At 46.8% G+C, this 19,165-nt stretch carries 17 protein-coding genes; 9 read left to right on the forward strand and 8 right to left on the reverse strand.

All coding sequences use genetic code 11. The features are described 5' to 3' along the window. The first annotated feature begins 37 nt into the window (after positions 1-37). A complete protein-coding gene (locus tag JZ784_RS06375; RefSeq protein WP_346314279.1) occupies positions 38-265 on the forward strand; it encodes a hypothetical protein in 228 nt (75 codons plus the stop codon). A 79-nt stretch (positions 266-344) separates the two neighbouring features. Here the strand turns inward: JZ784_RS06375 and JZ784_RS06380 are convergent, their stop codons facing one another. Continuing rightward, complete coding sequence (locus tag JZ784_RS06380; protein WP_346314280.1) at positions 345-680, reverse strand: hypothetical protein; 336 nt, start codon at positions 678-680, stop codon at positions 345-347. 139 nt (positions 681-819) lie between these two features. Beyond that, positions 820-1,452, reverse strand: a complete 633-nt coding sequence (locus JZ784_RS06385; RefSeq protein ID WP_346314281.1) for a LysE family translocator — start codon at positions 1,450-1,452, stop codon at positions 820-822. A 137-nt stretch (positions 1,453-1,589) separates the two neighbouring features. On the opposite strand from JZ784_RS06385, the gene JZ784_RS06390 reads away from it, so the two are divergent. Then, positions 1,590-2,063: an Lrp/AsnC family transcriptional regulator gene (locus JZ784_RS06390; protein WP_346314282.1), complete on the forward strand. Its 474-nt coding sequence runs from the start codon at positions 1,590-1,592 to the stop codon at positions 2,061-2,063. A 155-nt stretch (positions 2,064-2,218) separates the two neighbouring features. On the opposite strand, the gene JZ784_RS06395 is transcribed toward JZ784_RS06390, so the two are convergent. Further along, the gene (locus JZ784_RS06395; RefSeq protein ID WP_346314283.1) at positions 2,219-4,351 is read right to left on the reverse strand and encodes a 3-hydroxyacyl-CoA dehydrogenase NAD-binding domain-containing protein; all 2,133 of its coding nucleotides are present in this window, start codon (positions 4,349-4,351) and stop codon (positions 2,219-2,221) included. Positions 4,352-4,362: 11 nt separating this feature from the next. After that, positions 4,363-5,568: an acetyl-CoA C-acetyltransferase gene (locus JZ784_RS06400; RefSeq protein ID WP_346314284.1), complete on the reverse strand. Its 1,206-nt coding sequence runs from the start codon at positions 5,566-5,568 to the stop codon at positions 4,363-4,365. A 225-nt stretch (positions 5,569-5,793) separates the two neighbouring features. Here JZ784_RS06400 and JZ784_RS06405 point away from each other — a divergent pair, with 225 nt between their 5' ends. After that, positions 5,794-6,252 carry an NUDIX domain-containing protein gene (locus JZ784_RS06405; RefSeq protein WP_131276071.1) on the forward strand — a complete coding sequence of 153 codons (459 nt, stop codon included), beginning with the start codon at positions 5,794-5,796 and terminating at the stop codon, positions 6,250-6,252. 101 nt (positions 6,253-6,353) lie between these two features. Here JZ784_RS06405 and JZ784_RS06410 read toward each other — a convergent pair whose 3' ends face one another. Then, positions 6,354-7,364: an AraC family transcriptional regulator gene (locus JZ784_RS06410; protein ID WP_005007790.1), complete on the reverse strand. Its 1,011-nt coding sequence runs from the start codon at positions 7,362-7,364 to the stop codon at positions 6,354-6,356. A 210-nt stretch (positions 7,365-7,574) separates the two neighbouring features. On the opposite strand from JZ784_RS06410, the gene JZ784_RS06415 reads away from it, so the two are divergent. The 5 genes from JZ784_RS06415 to JZ784_RS06435 all read left to right on the forward strand — a co-directional run bounded on the left by JZ784_RS06415 (position 7,575) and on the right by JZ784_RS06435 (position 15,074). Then, entirely contained in the window at positions 7,575-8,693 is a 1,119-nt protein-coding gene (locus JZ784_RS06415; RefSeq protein WP_346314285.1) for a CaiB/BaiF CoA-transferase family protein, read from the forward strand. A 118-nt stretch (positions 8,694-8,811) separates the two neighbouring features. Beyond that, entirely contained in the window at positions 8,812-10,092 is a 1,281-nt protein-coding gene (locus JZ784_RS06420; protein WP_346314286.1) for a carbohydrate porin, read from the forward strand. Positions 10,093-10,299: 207 nt separating this feature from the next. Next, positions 10,300-12,702, forward strand: coding sequence for a glucose/quinate/shikimate family membrane-bound PQQ-dependent dehydrogenase (locus JZ784_RS06425; protein ID WP_346314287.1), 2,403 nt, complete (start codon positions 10,300-10,302; stop codon positions 12,700-12,702). Positions 12,703-12,952: 250 nt separating this feature from the next. Beyond that, positions 12,953-14,596, forward strand: coding sequence for a nitrite/sulfite reductase (locus JZ784_RS06430; protein WP_130148000.1), 1,644 nt, complete (start codon positions 12,953-12,955; stop codon positions 14,594-14,596). Continuing rightward, positions 14,589-15,074, forward strand: coding sequence for a DUF934 domain-containing protein (locus tag JZ784_RS06435; RefSeq protein WP_346314288.1), 486 nt, complete (start codon positions 14,589-14,591; stop codon positions 15,072-15,074). The genes JZ784_RS06430 and JZ784_RS06435 overlap by 8 nt, the downstream gene beginning before the upstream one ends. A 55-nt stretch (positions 15,075-15,129) precedes the next feature. Here the strand turns inward: JZ784_RS06435 and JZ784_RS06440 are convergent, their stop codons facing one another. From JZ784_RS06440 to JZ784_RS06450, 3 genes are all read right to left on the reverse strand, one after another. Next, positions 15,130-15,579 (reverse strand): VOC family protein, encoded by a 450-nt coding sequence (locus tag JZ784_RS06440; RefSeq protein WP_346314289.1) that lies wholly within the window; start codon positions 15,577-15,579, stop codon positions 15,130-15,132. Positions 15,580-15,791: 212 nt separating this feature from the next. Next, positions 15,792-16,967, reverse strand: a complete 1,176-nt coding sequence (locus JZ784_RS06445; RefSeq protein ID WP_346314290.1) for an acetyl-CoA C-acyltransferase — start codon at positions 16,965-16,967, stop codon at positions 15,792-15,794. A 109-nt stretch (positions 16,968-17,076) separates the two neighbouring features. Next, complete coding sequence (locus tag JZ784_RS06450) at positions 17,077-17,598, reverse strand: GspH/FimT family pseudopilin (protein WP_346314291.1); 522 nt, start codon at positions 17,596-17,598, stop codon at positions 17,077-17,079. A gap of 381 nt (positions 17,599-17,979) precedes the next feature. Here JZ784_RS06450 and omp38 point away from each other — a divergent pair, with 381 nt between their 5' ends. Continuing rightward, positions 17,980-19,020 carry an outer membrane protein Omp38 gene (gene omp38 / locus JZ784_RS06455; RefSeq protein ID WP_346314292.1) on the forward strand — a complete coding sequence of 347 codons (1,041 nt, stop codon included), beginning with the start codon at positions 17,980-17,982 and terminating at the stop codon, positions 19,018-19,020. Positions 19,021-19,165 lie beyond the last annotated feature (145 nt).

Raw genomic sequence — 19,165 nt, forward strand, 5'->3', positions numbered from 1 at the left:
CTGTACTGATTGGGCGATCAGATCAATGGTGATGCGGATGCGTAAAGGCAAAAAATGCGGCTGTTTCCAGTTCAAGAGACGGCATTCTCAAGGTTTGGCTGCAGATGCCGTCACGCCGTATTGGACTGCTGTATTGGAACTGGTCGGTATTGATGATATCGGTTGTATTGATGCAGAAGGCATCGATCCGCAGCCGAAGGGTAAAGCCAAAGCAATGCAGTCTGCGATGCAGCAAATGAAGGCATCTTTGTTAAAGCAAAAATGAGCCTCCTGCTGCTGATCAAGGGCTGAAAATAAAAAAGCACTGAATGAACAGTGCTTTTTTATTGAATTTTATTTACAGCTTAGTGAGCATGGCTAGGCGCAGTTTCGTGCAGCATATCATCCATATGCGCATGTTCACCTTCAGTCATGTTCATGTCCGCTGCTGACTGTTTTTGAGCTGCTTCACGGGCTTCTTTCTGCTGCTGCGCTTCAGCCATTTGTTCCTGAGACATTGCAGGCGCATTCTTGAATGCATGCTGCTGAGTATTGTCTTTCTTCTGCTGACTTGGCATATAGTCTGGTTCATTGCTGACCGCCAGCCAAAAGAAACCCATGAATACTGCACCTAAAATACAGGCAATAATGAGCGCTTTCCAGCCCCAAGGTGATTTTTCAGGAGATGATTGATCTGTCATAACAGCCTACTCAGTCAAAATAAAAAGAATAAATATTTGTTACTTTATAACATGGATTGGCGCATGATGGGGAATTATCAGATAACCATGATTTCTTTATGGGTTTCACTTAGCCTTTGAATACGGTGCGTATTTTTATTTAGTGCATCAAGCGGGAACCTTCTAAAAAAATGCCGCTGCAGGCAAACCCAGCCATGATGAGCGCTGTTCCTCTGAGCAAAATGCGCAGGGCGCTTGGACTGCGCAGCAAATCCTTCATTTTGACCGCACTGAAAATGTACAGGCTGCCGGCAGCCAATAAGGTCACAACGGTCAGCAGCACCACTGCGCTCAGCACCGCGCGCTGCAGTATAGCCGTGCCTAAAATGGATGGAACCAGCGCTAAATAAAAGGAGATGGTTTTGGGGTTGGCCAGCGTAATCTGCAAGCCTTCTTTATAGCTGGATGACCTATTGGAAGATTCCCCCTGCATATCAAAAAACAGCGCTGTATTCCAAAAACGGTAAGCCAAATACAGCAGATAGGCGCATGCGCAAAGGATCAGCGCAGATGCAAATATGCTGTTTAATGCATGTCCCAGCCAGCTGAGTCCGGATAAAACCAGCATCAGATAGAGAAGGTCCCCAGTGACCAGCCCAGCCAGCATTTTGAGGCCATGGCTTGAGCCGCGGCTCAGGGTTTTAAACAGCAGCCCAGTCATGCCGGGCCCGGGAATGAGCGCCGCCAGCGCTAAAGTAAACGTATAGCTGCCGAGCAGCATCAGTAAATTCATGGGCTTTATTCCAGTGTGCAAACAGCTCTATTGTTCGGCAAACAGACAGGTGGAATTGATCTATTTATTTTAAAATTTAATGCTTTTAGGGTATAAATTATTTATAAATTAAATAAAAAAGGCAGGTTGTTCCCTAAATGAAAATAGACCGCACCGATGAAAAAATACTGCGCCTTTTACAGCAGGATTCCCGCACCAGCAATCAGCAGCTGTCTGAGCAGATTAGTATGTCTGCTTCACCGTGCTGGCGCAGAGTCAAGCGCTTGGAAGACGAGCAGGTGATCCGCGGTTATGGCGTCTTGCTTGACCGCAAAAAATTAGGCCTAGGCGTCATGGTGTTTATCCGCGTCAGCATCGACAGCCATAGTGAAGCTGAAGCGCGGAAATTTGAGGAAAAAGTCGCTGAGCTGGAGAATGTAGTGGCATGTTACAGCGTGGGCGGAGATGCTGACTTTTTGCTGCAGGTGGTGTCGCCTGATTTAGACACTTATGCCGAGTTTTCGATGTCGGTGATTCGGCGCTTGTCAGGCATTAAGGAAATGCAAAGCATGTTTATTTTAAAAGAGCTGAAACCGTTTGCGGGTTTCCCCGTCAAGCAAAATAAGTTTTAAGTCACTCAAATGCTTTCGCGTTTTAAGTATAGTCCCGTGGTCTTTTTGCGCTGATTTGCGGGGGACGGCGCAGGCATCTTTTCTTAGAATAAAATACGAAAAAAAGGAGCCGCAGCTCCTTTTTGAATCTGATTTTGAATGCAGAGATGCGTGGATTAAATCAGCTCAGCTTTACCGATTTTATCTTTCAGCAATTGCGACGCTTTAAAGCGTTCGCCGTATTTCGCTTCAAGCGTATTGGCGCGGACGAAAGCTTTTTCTAAACCGTATTGGTTCAGGAACTGCAAAGCGCCGCCTGTCCAAGGCGCGAAGCCAATGCCGAAGATTGAACCGACATTGCCATCGACAGTCGATTCTAAAACACCCTCTTCAAGACAGCGCAAAGTATCCAGTGACTGTACAAACAGGAAGCGGTCAATCATTTCCTGTTCTGAAATGTCATTGTCTTTCTGCCATTTGCTTAAGCCATCCCAAAGATGCTTTTTGCCGCCTTCCGGATAGTCATAAAAACCCGCACCGGCAGCTTTGCCTTTGCGGCCAAATTCATGAATCATGCTTTGAATCACGTCATCAGCACCTGAGCGCGGCAGGTCTTTGCCTTCGGCTTGCAGGGCCTTACGGGTCTCGTTTGCCACATGCTCCGAAAGCGTCAGTGACACTTCATCCTGAATCGCCAGCGGGCCAACCGGCATGCCGGCTTTCAGCGCTGCCATTTCAATGCGCGCAGGATGCACGCCCTCTGCCAGCAGGCGCAAGCCTTCCTGTACAAAGGTGCCGAACACGCGGCTGGTAAAGAAACCGCGGCTGTCATTCACCACAATTGGGTTTTTGCCAATTTGCTGCACATAGTCATAGGCTTTGGCCAGTGTTTCAGCAGAGGTGTTTTTGCCTTTAATAATTTCCACCAGCTGCATTTTATCCACTGGGCTGAAGAAATGCAGGCCAATAAATTTGGCTTGATCTTTCGATGCCTGTGCCAGTCCTGAAATGGGTAAAGTAGAAGTATTTGAAGCGAAAATACCACTTGCGGCCAGATGCGGTTCAGCTTCTTGAGTGACTTTGGCTTTCAGTTCCTGATTTTCAAATACTGCTTCAATGATTAAGTCACAGCCTTGCAAATCGGCAGCGTCAGCTGTGGCATGGATCAGCGCTAAAACTTGATCACGCTTTTCTGCGCTTAAACGGCCTTGCGAGACTTTCTTATCCAGCAGTTTTTGGCTATAGGCTTTGCCTTTTTCAGCAACTTCAATAGACACATCTTTGAGCACCACAGCAATGCCTTTAGATGCCGTCGCATAAGCAATACCTGCACCCATCATGCCTGCACCCAAAATGCCGACTTTAGTCGCTTGCCATTTCGCCACGTCTTTTGGACGGCTTGCACCTGACTTAATGGCGTTGAGACCATGCCAGAAAGTGCCGATCATATTTTTAGAAATTTGACCTGTTGCCAAATAGGTAAAATAACGTGATTCAATGGTGAGCGCCGTATCCACATCGACTTGAGCACCTTCTACAGCCGCTGACATAATGGCTTCAGGCGCAGGGTAACAGCCCTTGGTTTTATCACGCAGCATCGCGGGGGCAATCGCCAGCATTTGCGCGACCGCTGGGGTGGAAGGCGTGCCGCCTGGAATTTTGTAGCCTTTCACATCAAAGGGCTGCTGTGACTTAGGATTGGCTTTGACCCAGGCAATGGCTTTATCCATCAGCTCTTGTTCAGATTCTACTGTGTCTTGAATCAGACCAAGTGATTTGGCTTTTTCGACACCAATTTGCTTGCCTTCCATTAAAAGTGGAAATGCATTCTGTAGACCCAATAAACGCACCATGCGCACAATACCGCCGCCGCCCGGCAGCAAGCCTAAAGTCACTTCAGGCAGGCCAAATTTAGCCTTGGCATCATTGAGTGCGACACGGTAATGACAGCCCAGCGCCAGCTCCCAGCCGCCGCCCAACGCCGTGCCATTCAGTGCTGCCGCTACGGGGATGCCGCGGGTTTCGATATAGCGCAGTTTGGACTTCATGTCTTCAATCATGTTGAAGAATGCTGTGGCATGTTCTGGCGTGGCTTGAATCAGTTCATCAAGGTCACCGCCGGCAAAGAAGGTTTTTTTGTTCGAGCGGAAAATAATCCCTGCGATATTTTCGTCTGCTTGCAGTTTTTCTACCGTTTCTGCCAGTGCAGTGCGGAAGTCGGCATTCATGGTGTTGGCCGACTGGTTTGGAGAATCCAGCGTCAAGATAACGATATTGTCGGTATTTTTTTCAAATTGAATTGCGCCCATTTTTCTTCTCCTTATACCAATTCAATAATTGTAGCGATGCCCATCCCGCCGCCGACACATAAAGTGGCTAAGCCGCGCTTTTTGCCTTGACGTTCCAGTTCATCCAGCAGCGTGCCCAAGATCATCGCGCCCGTTGCACCGAGTGGGTGGCCTAGAGCAATGGCGCCGCCATTCACATTGACCTTGGCAGGGTCAATCTTGAGCTCAGTAATAAAGCGCATCACCACGGCAGCAAAGGCTTCATTGACTTCAAACAGGTCAATGTCATCAATCGTCAGGCCTGCTTTGGCTAAAGCTTTACGGGCAGCCGGCGCAGGGCCGGTCAGCATGATGGTTGGGTCTGTACCGACCAAAGCTGTTGCCAGCACTTTGGCGCGCGGTTTGAGGCCTTGCTCTTTGACTGCCTTTTCAGAAGCCAGCAGCACCACCGCAGCGCCGTCGACAATCCCTGATGAGTTGCCTGCATGATGCACATGATTGACTGCACCCACTTCAGGATATTTTTGCAGGGCGATGGCATCGAAGCCCATTTGCCCCATCATGGCGAAACTTGGATTGAGTTTGCCCAAGCCCTCAGCTGTCGTGGCCGGTTTAATAAATTCGTCTTTGGCTAAAATGGTCACGCCCGCTTTGTCCTGTACAGGCACAACGGAACGGTCAAAGTAGCCATTGGCTTGGGCTGCAGCGGCTTTCTTTTGCGAGCCTGCTGCAAAGGCATCCACATCGGCACGCGTATAGCCGTCAATCGTAGCAATCAGGTCGGCGCCAATCCCTTGCGGAATAAAATCACAGGCCATATTGGTTTCAGGATCCAGCGCCCAAGGGCCGCCGTCTGAGCCCATCGGCACGCGGGACATCGACTCGACGCCGCCGGCAACCACGAGATCTTCCCAGCCAGAACGGACTTTTTGCGCCGCTAAATTCACAGCTTCTAAGCCTGATGCGCAGAAACGGTTAATCTGAACACCAGCAACATCATTGTCCCAGCCGGCAGCAATAGCCGCGGTTTTGGCAATATCGGCCCCCTGATCGCCAATCGGCGTGACGCAGCCCAAAACAATGTCATCGACGGCGGCGGTATCAAATTGATGGCGGTCTTTGAGTTCATTGAGCAACCCCGTTAATAAACTGATGGGTTTTACTTCATGCAATGAACCGTCTTTTTTCCCTTTGCCGCGCGGTGTGCGGATGGCATCAATGATGTAAGCCTCACTCATAATTTATCCTTAATTGCTGCATTAAAATTTTTATGTGCTTTTGAGTGTAATGATTAATTAATGAAGTGCAATGACGAGAACGGCTCAGATCACTTGAGATTTTTTGCCACTTTCATCCTGAGCAGATGGCTTAAATAAAATAAAGTGCAAGACCTCAAAAATGATGTTTTAAGCCTCTCTTTGATGCGCGTGCTAAGCTATGCCGAATGGAGAAAGGGGATAAACATGAAAAATATACGGGGTAAAGCGGTGTGTTTATTTCGACACCATGGACGCGTACTTTTAACTCAAGGTTTTGATTCTGCAAAGAATGAGCATTATTTAATGCCGATTGGCGGCGGTATAGAGTTTGGAGAGCTTGCGGTTGATGCAATTCGGCGTGAAGTGCGGGAAGAAATTCAGCAAGAGATTCATCACGTGCAGCAGCTTCAGGTGCTGGAGAATATTTTCAGTTTTGATGGGCAGCAGGGGCATGAGATTGTATTCGTGTATGCTGCCGAATTTTCTGACCGTCACATTTATGCCATGCAGGAGATTATGGGCCAAGAGTCGGATGGTTCCGTATACCAAGCTGCATGGTACTGTGCGCAAGAGCTGGAGGCATTGAAACTGCCAATTTATCCGCAAGGGATAGAATCTTTATTGCTTCAGCCTTTGCCATGCGGCATAGCGCTAAACAGCTGAAAAAGCATAAAAAAGCCCAAGCATGTTGCTTGGGCGAGGATAGTTGCTCTGTAAAAAAAACTATCTTCAGTGGATAAGTCAAAAATTATCCACAGTTTGGCTTAATGATAACCATGCAGCTGGCGGTATAGGCCTGGGGTTACCCCAGTCCATTTTTTAAATGCGCGGTGGAAGGTGCTGGTTTCACTGAAACCGACTTGCTGCGCCACATCTTCCAAAGTCAATGCTGGATTGAGTAATAAATGAATGGCGGCGTCGCGGCGCAAGGCATCTTTCACGCCTTGATAGCTTTTGCCTTCAGCAGCCAAGCGGCGGCGCAGTGTTTGCGGCGACAGATACAGCATCGATGCAACATCATTCAGTGTCGGCATTTCTTCACCAATTTGGCTCTTTAACACTTCGCGGATGCGAGACGTTAATGAATTGGTATTTTTAAATTTCACCAGCAATTGCGCAGGCGCTGCTTTTAGGAATTCTTCTAAAGACTCTTCGTTCTGACGGATTGGCAGATCTAAATAATCCGCTGCAAAAGTAATTTCGGTACGCGGCGCATCAAACTGCATTACCGGTGCAAAAAACAGTGCATCGTATTCGTCGGCATGCTCTGGACGGCTGTAGCCGAAATGCACACGCTCCAGCGGCAAGCGGCGTTCAATCAGCCAAGACGCTAAGCCATGCCAAATCATCAGCATGCTTTCTGTAATGAAATGATCCGGGTCCATGGATTTTGGAATTAAGGGCACTAAGCGCGCTTCGTGCTTATCGCGCTCCAGTGAAACAGACCATTCATCGCCAAATAATTTATAAAACTGCGAGGACAGCTCCAGTGCATCACCTAATGTTTTTGCATGAATAATCAACTGGCACATAATGGCAAAAGTGCCCAAACGGCGCGGCTGAATATCAAAACCGACGTGTTCATCCTGCGTCACCATCCACAGCATCTTAATGAAGCGGGTGTACTGTTCAGGTGAAATACGCGCTTTAGGCTGACGCAGAAGCTCTGCCTCGATGCCAACGTGAGACAATAAAGTTTCGACATCCATGCCAAGGCGCTTTACACCAGACAGGGCGGCGTTGACGAAATGGATACTGATCGTATCGCGACTCATGTTAATTCCTTCAGTCTCTTTAATGTTCACTATTGCTTGACCTAAATGACGCTAAAAAATGTATGTATGGCAATTTACAACAGTAAATTTACCATTTTCACATGTTAAATTGCCGAAACTATCAAGGTAAATGGCTGAACATGACATTGTGTTGAATCTTTTATATTTCTAATATGCCTGAAAATGCAACATAAATAGAGTAAAAACCCAATGAATTATCCGCTAAACGGTTTGAAAGTCCTTGATTTTTCCACTCTGCTGCCAGGCCCATTCGCCACAATGTATTTGGCGGATATGGGCGCCGAAGTTGTGCATATTGAATCACCGACACGCCCCGATCTTGTACGCCTGATGCCGCCGTATTCCAATGGGCAGGCCGCATCGCACAATTACTTAAACCGCAATAAGCGGTCCGTGGCTTTGGATTTAAAAGACCCTGACAGTATTGCATTGCTGAAATCCAGAATTTCTGAATACGACATTGTTGTTGAGCAATTCAGGCCAGGGGTCATGCAGCGCTTAGGCCTAGATTATCAAACACTTGCCGAAATTCATCCGCAATTAATTTACTGCTCGGTGACCGGCTATGGTCAAACGGGCAGCTATAAAGACCGCGCCGGGCATGACATTAATTATCTGGCGTTATCGGGCATTGCTGGGCACAGCGGCCGTCAGGACAGCGGGCCGCCTCCGCTGGGCATTCAGGTTGCAGATGTTGCCGGCGGTTCGCTGCATGCCGTGATTGCTATTTTGAGCGCAGTCATTGAGCGCAGCCAAAGCGGTCAAGGCCAGTATATTGATATCTCCATGACGGATTGCGCCGTGGCCTTAAACAATATGGCGGCGGCTGCGGAAATCGCAGGCAATGAGCGGCAGCAGCCAGAGCATTCACATTTAAATGGCGGCACATTTTATGATTATTACCAAACCCGCGATGGGCGCTATTTATCCATCGGCAGTTTAGAACCGCAATTTATGCTGGGTTTGGCGCAGATTTTAGAGCTTCCGATCGTGGCTGAAAAAGGCGCATCCTTTGCTCCAGAAGACCGGACAGCTGTTAAGCGGGCGATTCAGGAAAAGATGCTGACTAAAGATTTTTCTGAATGGAATGAATTGTTTAGAACACAGGATGTGTGTGTTGAGCCTGTACTCAGTTTGCATGAGGCTTTGCATTCCGCGCTTGCGGATGAACGGGACTGGCTGGTTGATGTGCCGCTGCACGAGGGGAGTACAAAAAACGAACAACAATTAGCTTGTCCGATTAAGTTTTCACGATCCAAAATAAGGTACGAATTTATAGGAAAATCATTAGGCTATGATTTATTGTAAAATCTCTTATTATGATAATTGGTGTGGCTTAGTGGCTTTTAAATAACAAAAACATGCGATTTTATACGAATTAAGCGTATTGTTCACATGAGTCAAAAGATATAAAAGGTCACCAATTATGAATAGATTAAGAAACAGTTGGTGTTTTTGTCTCAGCCTTTGCGCCTTAAGTCTAGGAGTGCAAAGTGTTTCTGCAGCCGAAGCGTTCAGCGCTGAAAGTCCTTGGATGTTTGGCGATTGGAATGGTCAGCGCAGTGATTTGCAGCAAAAAGGCTATGATTTCAGCTTCGGATATACCGGAGAAATGGTCACATTGCTGGATGCAAAACATTCATCCAGCCATGGCACTGAATATGCCGATCAATTCGCAATTGGCGCTCATCTGGATTTAGAAAAAATTCTCGGCTGGCAAGACACTGAAGCGCAAATCACCGTGACGGAGCGTAACGGCCATTCATTATCGCAAACTTCTGATGCGCTGAACGGGCATTTAAGCTCAGTTCAAGAAGTGTGGGGCCGCGGTCAAACTTGGCGCTTAACTGATTTTTGGATCAAGAAAAAATTCCTCGATCAAAAACTGGATGTAAAGGCCGGCCGGTTTGGTGAAGGCGAGGATTTCAACAGCTTTGACTGTGATTTTCAAAATTTGGCGCTCTGCGGTTCGCAAGTCGGCAACTGGGTCGGTGATCAATGGTACAACTGGCCGGTCAGCCAATGGGCGGCTCGGATAAAATACAGCATCCGTCCAGATTTATTTGCGCAAGTGGGAGTGTATGAATACAACCCTGAAAATCTGGAGCGCGGTAAAGGCTGGAACTTAAGCACCGATGGCTCACATGGCGCAATCATTCCGGCAGAAGTAGTTTGGTCGCCTAAAGCCGGCGCTGCAGCGCTTCCGGGTGAATACCGCGCCGGCTATTACTACAGCACGGCGGATGCAGATGTCATTCACAGCGCTGTCAATGCAAAAGATCATCATCAAGGCGGCTGGATTGTCGCGAAGCAGCAGCTGACGGCGCATAAAGATGATGCGTCACGTGGTTTAAGCGGTTTTGCTAACCTGACTGTGCATGATGCTGATACCAACCGCGTCAGGGATATGCAGAATATCGGCCTGGTTTACAAAGGCGCTTTCGATGCCCGCCCGCAGGATGAAATAGCCATTGGACTCGGGCGCATCAGTATTAATGATGATGTGAATGACGCCAATATTGCCAATAGCACAGTCGATGCGCGCGGCCTGCAAAGTGAAGAATACGACGCTGAAATTTATTATGGCATTCATGCAGCCCATTGGCTGACAGTGCGCCCCAATATTCAATATATCCGCCATGTTGGCGCATATAAAAATGGTGAAAATGCATGGGTCGGCGGAATTAAATTCCAGACCGCATTTTAGTTTCTAGATCCGTAAGTATTTGCCAGGCATCAGCGGCAAATACTGGATTCATTTGACTTGAAAACAATAAAGCTGTTCATGCTCAGCATTTTGACCTGTGGGCTGAAATGGCTTGGCAGATACTTAAAATCTAAAAACTATTCAGGCGCTCAGCTCTGTTTTCACAAAGGATGAGCTTAAAAAGAATCTAAGAAAAAGGTGGCTTATATGGGTACTCCGTCTTCGGGTTCAGGATTTAAAACTTTCACCGCGGCCATAGCCGCGCTGTTTGGTTTGATTCTGCTGATAGGAGGGATATACCTTGCAGTGCTGGGCGGGTCTTGGTACTACATCATTGCAGGTTTACTCTTCATTGCGACTGCAGTCTTGCTGCAGAAATTAAAAAGTTCAGCATTGATCGTCTATGCGGCACTGGTTTTAGGAACCGTTGTCTGGGGCTTATGGGAAGTCGGTTCAGACTTTTTCGCTCTGGCGCCGCGCCTCGATATTTTAGGCGTATTTGGTTTGTGGCTGCTGATTCCTGCAGTCACCCGCGGTTTTGACCATAGCAAAGGCGCAAAAATAGCGCTGATAGGCGCATTGGCGATTACCATTGCTGTGATGATCTATTCTGTATTTAACGATCCTCAGGAAATCCGCGGCGAGTTAAGCACCAAACAGCCTGCCGTATCACAGCCGATTCCGGGTGTTGCGGATGAAGACTGGCCGGCGTATGGCCGTACGCAGTCAGGCTTGCGTTATTCTCCGTTAAAGCAAATTAACTCGGATAACGTCAAAAACCTTGAAGTGGCTTGGGAGTATCATACGGGCGAATTTAAAACGGAGAATGATTCTGGCGAGACCACTAATCAGGTGACGCCAATTAAAGTGGGCGACAACATGTACATCTGTACAACCCACCAAAAATTGACTGCGCTTGATCCCGTTACCGGTAAGGCGAAATGGACCTTTGATCCGAAGCTGAAAGCCGATAATACCTATCAGCATTTAACTTGCCGCGGCGTTTCTTACTATGATGCAAACAACACCGCAGGTTTTGAAGCCAGTTTGGCAGCTAAAAAAACGGCTTCTGCTGAATGCCCTCAAAAAGTCATTCTTCCGGTTAATGACGGCCGTTTAGTTGCGGTGAATCCACATACCGGCAAGCCATGTTCAGACTTCGGACATAGCGGTGAAGTGGATCTGCAAAAAGATATGCCATTCCCTTATCCTGGCGGCTATATCCCGACTTCTCCGCCCGTGGTGACAGGAACCACCATCATTGTTGGCGGCTCAACCACTGATAACTATTCTACCGAAGAGCCATCCGGTGTGATTCGCGGCTATGATGTCAATACCGGTGAACTGCTTTGGGTCTTTGATACGGGTGCAGAAGATCCGAATGCGATTCCGGCGCCGGGTCAAAAATTTGTGCATAATTCACCTAATGCATGGGCGCCTTTGGCTTATGATGCCAAACTGGATATCGTGTATGTGCCAACCGGTGTCGGCACACCGGACATCTGGGGCGGCAACCGCACTGAATTGGATGAGCGCTATGCCAACTCAATGCTGGCATTGAATGCGACGACAGGTAAGCTGATCTGGAATTTCCAAACCACGCATCATGATCTATGGGATATGGATGTGCCGTCACAGCCGACTTTAGCGGACATTAAAGATAAATCAGGCAATATGGTTCCTGCGATCTACGTTTTAACTAAAACAGGCAATGCCTTTGTTTTAGACCGCCGTACAGGTAAAGCGGTTGTGCCGATTACCGAGCGTCCAGTACCGCAAACGGTAAAACGCGGTCCGCAGACCAAAGGCGAGCGCTATTCTCCAACACAGCCATTCTCTGATTTTGATATGGCGCCGAAAGACAAATTGACAGATAAGCAAATGTGGGGCGCAACCATGTTTGACCAAATGATCTGCCGTGTGTCATTTAAAAAACTGAACTATGACGGTATTTACACACCGCCTTCAGAAAACGGCACATTGGTGTTTCCAGGCAACTTAGGCGTGTTTGAATGGGGCGGCATGTCGGTGAACCCGGACCGTCAAATCGCAGTGATGAATCCGATTGGCCTGCCATTTGTGTCTAGGCTTATTCCTGAAGATCCAAACCGGCCTAAAACGGCCAAAGGCGCAGGCACCGAAGCTGGCGTGCAGCCGATGTACGGCGTGCCTTATGGTGTTGAAATCAGCGCGTTCTTGTCTCCGTTTGGCTTGCCGTGCAAACAGCCTGCTTGGGGCTATGTTGCCGGTGTCGATTTGAATACCCATGAAACAGCTTGGAAACGACGCATCGGCACGATCCGTGACAGTATGCCGGGCATTCCATTGCCGCCATTTAAAATGGGTGTGCCAATGCTCGGCGGCTCAATCTCAACTGCGGGCAACGTCATGTTCATTGGCGCCACTCAGGATAATTATATCCGCGCGATCAATGTGACCAATGGTGATGAGCTGTGGAAAGGCCGTTTGCCGGCTGGCGGTCAAGCGACGCCAATGACTTATGAAGCCAACGGCAAGCAGTATGTCGTGATCATGGCGGGCGGTCACGGTTCATTCGGCACCAAGATGGGCGACTCAATTGTGGCCTATGCATTGCCGGATAAAAAATAAGCATTGAACTCATATTGAAAAAAGCCTGATCCGTCAGGCTTTTTTGTTATGAAAAAAAATGCTAAAGAATGAATAAAATAATCAATATTGATGAAAATAGAATGAAAAGCGCCGAAAGGCTTTATATCAGTGAAATCCCTATATCCTTATCAATAAAACCGCTATGAAATATGTAAAAAACGCATTTTCTTGATAGATCAAATCTCGTTATGCTGTGCATCGTTATAATAGAAATTACTAGCTGTACGCCATGTATTTATATACTGATTTTGACCAGCAACTGGTTAATGAACGTGTTGCACAGTTCCGCGATCAAACGGAACGTTATTTAGCAGGAAAATTGACGGAAGATGAATACCGTCCGCTGCGCCTTCAAAATGGCTTATATGTTCAGCGCTATGCGCCGATGCTGCGGATTGCAGTGCCTTATGGTCTAATGAATTCACAGCAGCTGCGTAAAGTTGCATCGCTGGCAAAAGACTATGACCGCGGTTATGCGCACGTATCTACGCGTCAAAATATTCAGTTTAACTGGCCTGCACTGGAAAATGTGCCGGACATGCTGCAAGAGCTTGCATCGGTTCAAATGCATGCCATTCAAACGTCGGGCAACTGTATCCGCAACACCACGACTGACCAGTATGCGGGTGTAGTGGCGGGTGAAATTGCTGATCCGCGTCCAACCTGTGAATTGATCCGTCAATGGTCGACATTCCACCCAGAATTCGCTTTCCTGCCGCGTAAGTTCAAAATTGCGGTGTCTGCATTAGAAGAAATTGACCGCGCTGCAACGTCATTCCACGATATCGGTGTTTACATCGTGCGCAATGAAGCTGGCGAAATGGGCTATAAAATTAAAGTCGGCGGCGGCTTAGGCCGTACGCCTGTAATCGGCAGCTTTATCCGTGACTTCTTGCCGCGTGAAGATTTAATCGCCTATTTAGAAGCGGTGCTTCGCGTCTATAATTTGCATGGCCGCCGCGACAACAAATACAAAGCGCGCATCAAGATTTTAGTGAAAGCGTTAACGCCTGCGGTATTTGCTGAAAAAGTCGAAGCTGAATTTGCGCATACTATCAAAACCTTAAAAATTGATGCCGATACCTTGAAGAAAATGGATGAAAATTTCACGCCATTTGACTATCAAAATTATGCAGACGAAGACTTTGCTGCGCAGTTTGCGGCTGAGCCGAAATTCAAGCAATGGTTCAACATCAATACCAATGCGCACAAAGTTTCAGGCTACCGTATCGTTACGATTTCTTTGAAACGCGCAGGTGTTGCGCCAGGCGACATGACGGTTGAAGAAATGAACCTGATTGCGGACCTTGCAGACAAATACACCTTTGGCGAATTGCGCACCACGCATGAACAGAATATTTCTCTGGTGGATGTGCCGCAAAAAGACCTGTTTGAATTGTGGCAAATTCTTGAAAAGAACAACCTGGCCCGTGCGCATATCGGCTTCATTACCGATATCATCTGCTGCCCAGGCGGTGACTTCTGCTCATTGGCGAATGCAAAATCGATTCCAATTTCGGAAGCGATTTCACGCCGTTTTGATGATCTGGATACGGTGTACAACCTTGGCCACATTGACCTGAATATCTCAGGCTGCATGAATGCCTGCGGCCATCACCATGTCGGCAACATCGGTATTTTAGGCGTCGATAAAAAAGGCGCTGAGTTCTACCAAATCACTTTGGGCGGCAATGCAGACCATGATGCATCGATTGGTGACATCCTTGGGCCATCATTTGCGGCTGAAGTGGTTCCAGACATCATCGAAGAAATCCTGAATACGTATTTAGATTTGCGTACAGAAGGCGAAGAGTTCATTGAAACTTACCGCCGTGTCGGCATTCAGCCATTTAAGGAGCGTGCATATGCTTAATACAGCACTTCAAGTCCTCTCTAAAGATGGCTCTGTTGCAGACAATACTTATCAAGTGATTGGTAAAGATGGCGCGTTGCCGCAAGGCGATGTGGTTTTGACGGTAGCGCAATTGGATCAGCTGCCGAATATAACGGGTAAAAAAGGCCTGTTCGTCACTGTTGATACTTCACCTGAAGATCATCAGTTCCCGCTGGATCAGTTAGATACCATCTTTATTGATTTTGCAGGTTTTAATGATGGCCGCGGTTATTCATTTGCTGCTCTGTTGCGCCGTCAAGGCTACCAAGGTGAGCTTTGCGCAACGGGCGATGTGTTTAAAGATGTATTGAACTACATGAAGCGTTCCGGCTTTGACAGCTTTATTGTGAAAGAAGGTAAGGACATTCAGGAAGCCGCTGCAGGTTTAGGTGATTTTACTAACCCTTACCAAGCATCGACTGCTGTGCCTCAAGCGCATTATCAAACGGGCACTTAAGCATAAAAGCTGAGTACAAAAAAGCCTCCATCAGGAGGCTTTTTATTTTGTGAAATCAGCGTTCTTCCAGCTGGCAGTTGATCATCCATTTAATGCCGAATTGATCGGTAAATGCGCCGTACAGTGCGCCCCAAAAGGTTTTATCCAGCTGCATTTCTATCGAACCGCCTTTTGACAGCGCATCAAACAGCTGCTTCACTTTATCCTGTTCACTGCTGTCTAAATTGATCGAAATATAGTGATTGGTGCCCACGGTAAAGGGCTGGTTGGTTTGAGCGCAGAATTGATCATTGACGTCTGAGGCCATCAGCACGGTAAATTCATTAATCGGCAGGGAGACATGCATAATCTTCTGCTGATCATCATCAGAGAGGGACATGCCTTCCTGAGCAGGCATGTCGCCATAACGCATCAGCGCGGAAAACTCTCCTCCAAACACGGATTTATAAAAGTTAAAGGCGGCTTCAGTATCGCCTTTAAAGTTCAGATAGTGATTCAGCTGCATGGTGAACATCCATTTTTGTTATTGTTTCCCTTCAATTCTAGGACGATTTTCTGAACTTTAAATGATGAATCTATTAAAAAATGTAAGCATAAAAAATCCCTCTTACAGAGGGATTTTCAGTCTCCCTCCTTTATTTTTATTAAAGGAGGGGTTAGGGGGGGTTAAAGAATAATCCCTCTAAATAGCCCTTTACTCAGGAAGGCTATAAAGCATTAAAGCACTTCAATCGCAACTGCAGTCGCTTCACCGCCGCCAATACATAGGGCTGCAATACCGCGTTTGCCACCAGTGCGTTTAAGTGCGTGAATCAGTGTCAAAATAATACGTGAACCTGTCGAACCGACTGGGTGGCCCAATGCGCATGCGCCGCCATTGATGTTGACTTTGTCGGCATCCAGTTTGAACACGTCCATTGGGCACATGGTAACCATAGCAAAAGCTTCGTTAATTTCCCAAAGATCCACATCTGCGGCAGACCAGCCAGTTTGATTTAACACTTTTTGAATCGCGCCAACCGGTGCAATGGTAAATTCAGAAGGGTGCTGCGAGTTAGATGCATAAGCTGCAATTTTAGCCAACGGCGCTAAACCTTTGGCGGCTGCATGGTCAGCAGAGGTTAATACCAAAGCCGAAGCGCCGTCTGAAATTGAGCTGGCGTTGGCTGCCGTAATGGTACCGTCTTTGGCAAAAGCAGGGCGCAGAGTCGGAATTTTGTCGATGTTGGCATTGAACGGCTGTTCATCTTTATCTACAACGACATCGCCTTTGCGCGAAGAAACGGTTACAGGCACGATTTCATCGGCGAAATAGCCTTCTGTAATTGCGGTTTGCGCGCGTTTTAAAGAGCGGATGGCAAAAGCATCCATTTGTTCGCGGGTGTAGCCTTTGGTATTTGCCATATCTTGCGCAAAAGAACCCATTAAACGGCCTGTTTCAGCGTCTTCCAGTCCATCCAGGAACATATGATCTTTGATTTCGCCATGGCCCATGCGGTAGCCTGCACGGGCTTTGGTTAATACGTAAGGCGCATTGGTCATAGATTCCATGCCGCCGGCAACAGCAATAGAGGCGGAACCTGCTTTAATCATATCGGCTGCCTGCATGACGGCTTTCATGCCTGAACCGCACAGCTTATTAATGGTGACTGCGCCTGTAGAATCTGGCAGGCCAGCCAGACGCATCGCCTGGCGCGCTGGGCCCTGTTTTAAGCCGGCAGGAAGGACACAGCCCATAATGACTTCTTCAACATCGTTCGGCTGCAAGCCTGCACGAGAAACAGCTTCTTTAATTGCCGCAGCGCCTAATTGAGGCGCTGTTAAACCAGAAAGGCTGCCTTGAAAACCGCCCATAGCCGTACGTGCGCCATTTACAATTACGATGTCCGTCATTGTTATTTCTCCTAAATTTTTTAATTAAAAAATATCCTAACCCGAGCAGTATATTGAAAAATCTCACAGAATAAAGCGCAATTGGTGTGCAGAATGAAACCCATGAGTTCTAGCAGGCACTGATATTTTCAATTCGTGTATGTCCCATTTTACTGAGATTTAATTTTTGATGAGGCAGCCCCATCAATGAGCAGTAATAAAAGCCGCCATTTGAACCAATCGGCAAACCGGATAGGGCTTGAAAGGTAAGGCTGGGGATGCTGAGCGTTCCTTTCCAGTCCAGAGAGCCATATTTCAGATTGAGCACTTCGGTTTGTAAAACCTTTTCCGCGCTGTCTACGAGCCGGTTCTTATTGATATCGATAAATACAATGAAGCCGCTGTTCCAGTTTGCAGGTTCGCATTGCGTCAATGTTTTGCTTGGACAAATCACAATATTGGCGCGATGCACAAGCGCTAAATTTTTTGCAGACCTGTTTGCTAAGGCTAGTTTGGAAAGAGTTGACTTAACTTCTTGTTCGGCCATGAGCTGTTGAAAATGCGGCAAAGCGATTGTAGTGATGATGGCTAAAACAGCAATTGAAATTATGAGCTCAAATAATGTAAAGCCATTTTTTATTAGAGAAAACATGAAATTAGACCTGTTGTTATATATTGTTTTTATAAAAATCGTGGTATTAGTAAAGGGTTTTGATGCTTGCTTATACAGAGCAGTTAATTTTATTACTCAAGAATTGATAAAACTGCTAAAATAAAGGCAAGTGACAATAGGCGATTCACAAGAATAAATTGAGTAAAAAATTACCGAATTACAACGGAAATTGTAAGTAATTTTGTCAATAATTTACTTGATTAGATTAATCAAGCACTTGGAAAAAGAATAAAGTGTTTGTATGATTCAACGTGAATAGCTTAAAAATAAAACTGGGGTATTAGAAAGCCTATCTCAGGATAGCCAAATTTATTTAGGCTTAAGCTTGAACAACAATTTTTATCTCTGGAGGATAAATCCATGAAAATGAGTCGTATTGCATTAGCAATGCTCGTAGCTGCTCCTTTAGCAGCTGCAAACGCAGGCGTAACTGTTACTCCATTAATGCTTGGTTACACTTTCCAAGATTCTGAGCACAACAACAGCCGTGGCAACTTGACTAATGGCGGCCAAGAGCTTCAAGACGACTTGTTCGTTGGCGCTGCGCTTGGTGTTGAACTAACTCCATGGTTAGGCTTTGAAGCTGAATACAACCAAGTAAAAGGTGATTCAGATCAAAACCAAGGCGAATACAAACAAACTCAAATCAACGGTAACTTCTATGCTACTTCTGATTTGATCACTAAAAACTACGACAGCAAAATCAAGCCATACGTATTATTAGGTGCTGGTCACTACAAATACGAACTTGATTCAGCTGCTGGCCGTGATACTCGCGGTTTAGAGGAAGAAGGTACTTTAGGTAATGCTGGCCTAGGTGCTTTCTGGCGCTTAAACGATGCTTTGTCTCTACGTACTGAAGCTCGCGCGACTTACAATATCGACGAAGATTTCTGGAACTACACTGCTTTGGCAGGTCTTAACGTAGTTCTTGGCGGTCACTTGAAACCAGCTGCTCCAGTGGTAGAAGTTGCTCCTGTAGCTCCAGCTCCTGTAGCTCCAGCTCCACAAGAGTTGACTGAAGATCTGAACATGGAACTTCGTGTGTTCTTTGATACAAACAAATCAAACATCAAAGATCAATACAAGCCAGAAATCGCTAAAGTTGCTGAGAAGTTAGTTGAATATCCAAACGCTACTGCTCGCATCGAAGGCCACACAGATAACACTGGTCCACGCGCATTGAACGAACGTTTGTCATTGGCTCGTGCTAACTCTGTTAAATCTGCACTTGTAAATGAATACAACGTTGATGCATCTCGTTTGACTACTCAAGGTTTCGCTTGGGATCAACCGATTGCTGACAACAACACTAAAGAAGGCCGTGCTATGAACCGTCGTGTATTCGCGACTATCTCTGGCAGCCGTACAGTTGTTGTAGAAGGTCAACAAGCTCAATAATTTATTATTGAACTGATCTAAAAAGCAGCCGTAAGGCTGCTTTTTTATTGCTTATTATTTTTAGAATGATTTTAGCCGTTGTCATTGAACAGGCAGGTTGAGTGTGAGTTTAGCGCTGGCTAAACCTTTACAGGACTAGTCTCTA

This window comes from Acinetobacter sp. CWB-B33, assembly GCF_039655955.1.
Taxonomy (GTDB): Bacteria; Pseudomonadota; Gammaproteobacteria; order Pseudomonadales; family Moraxellaceae; genus Acinetobacter; species Acinetobacter bouvetii.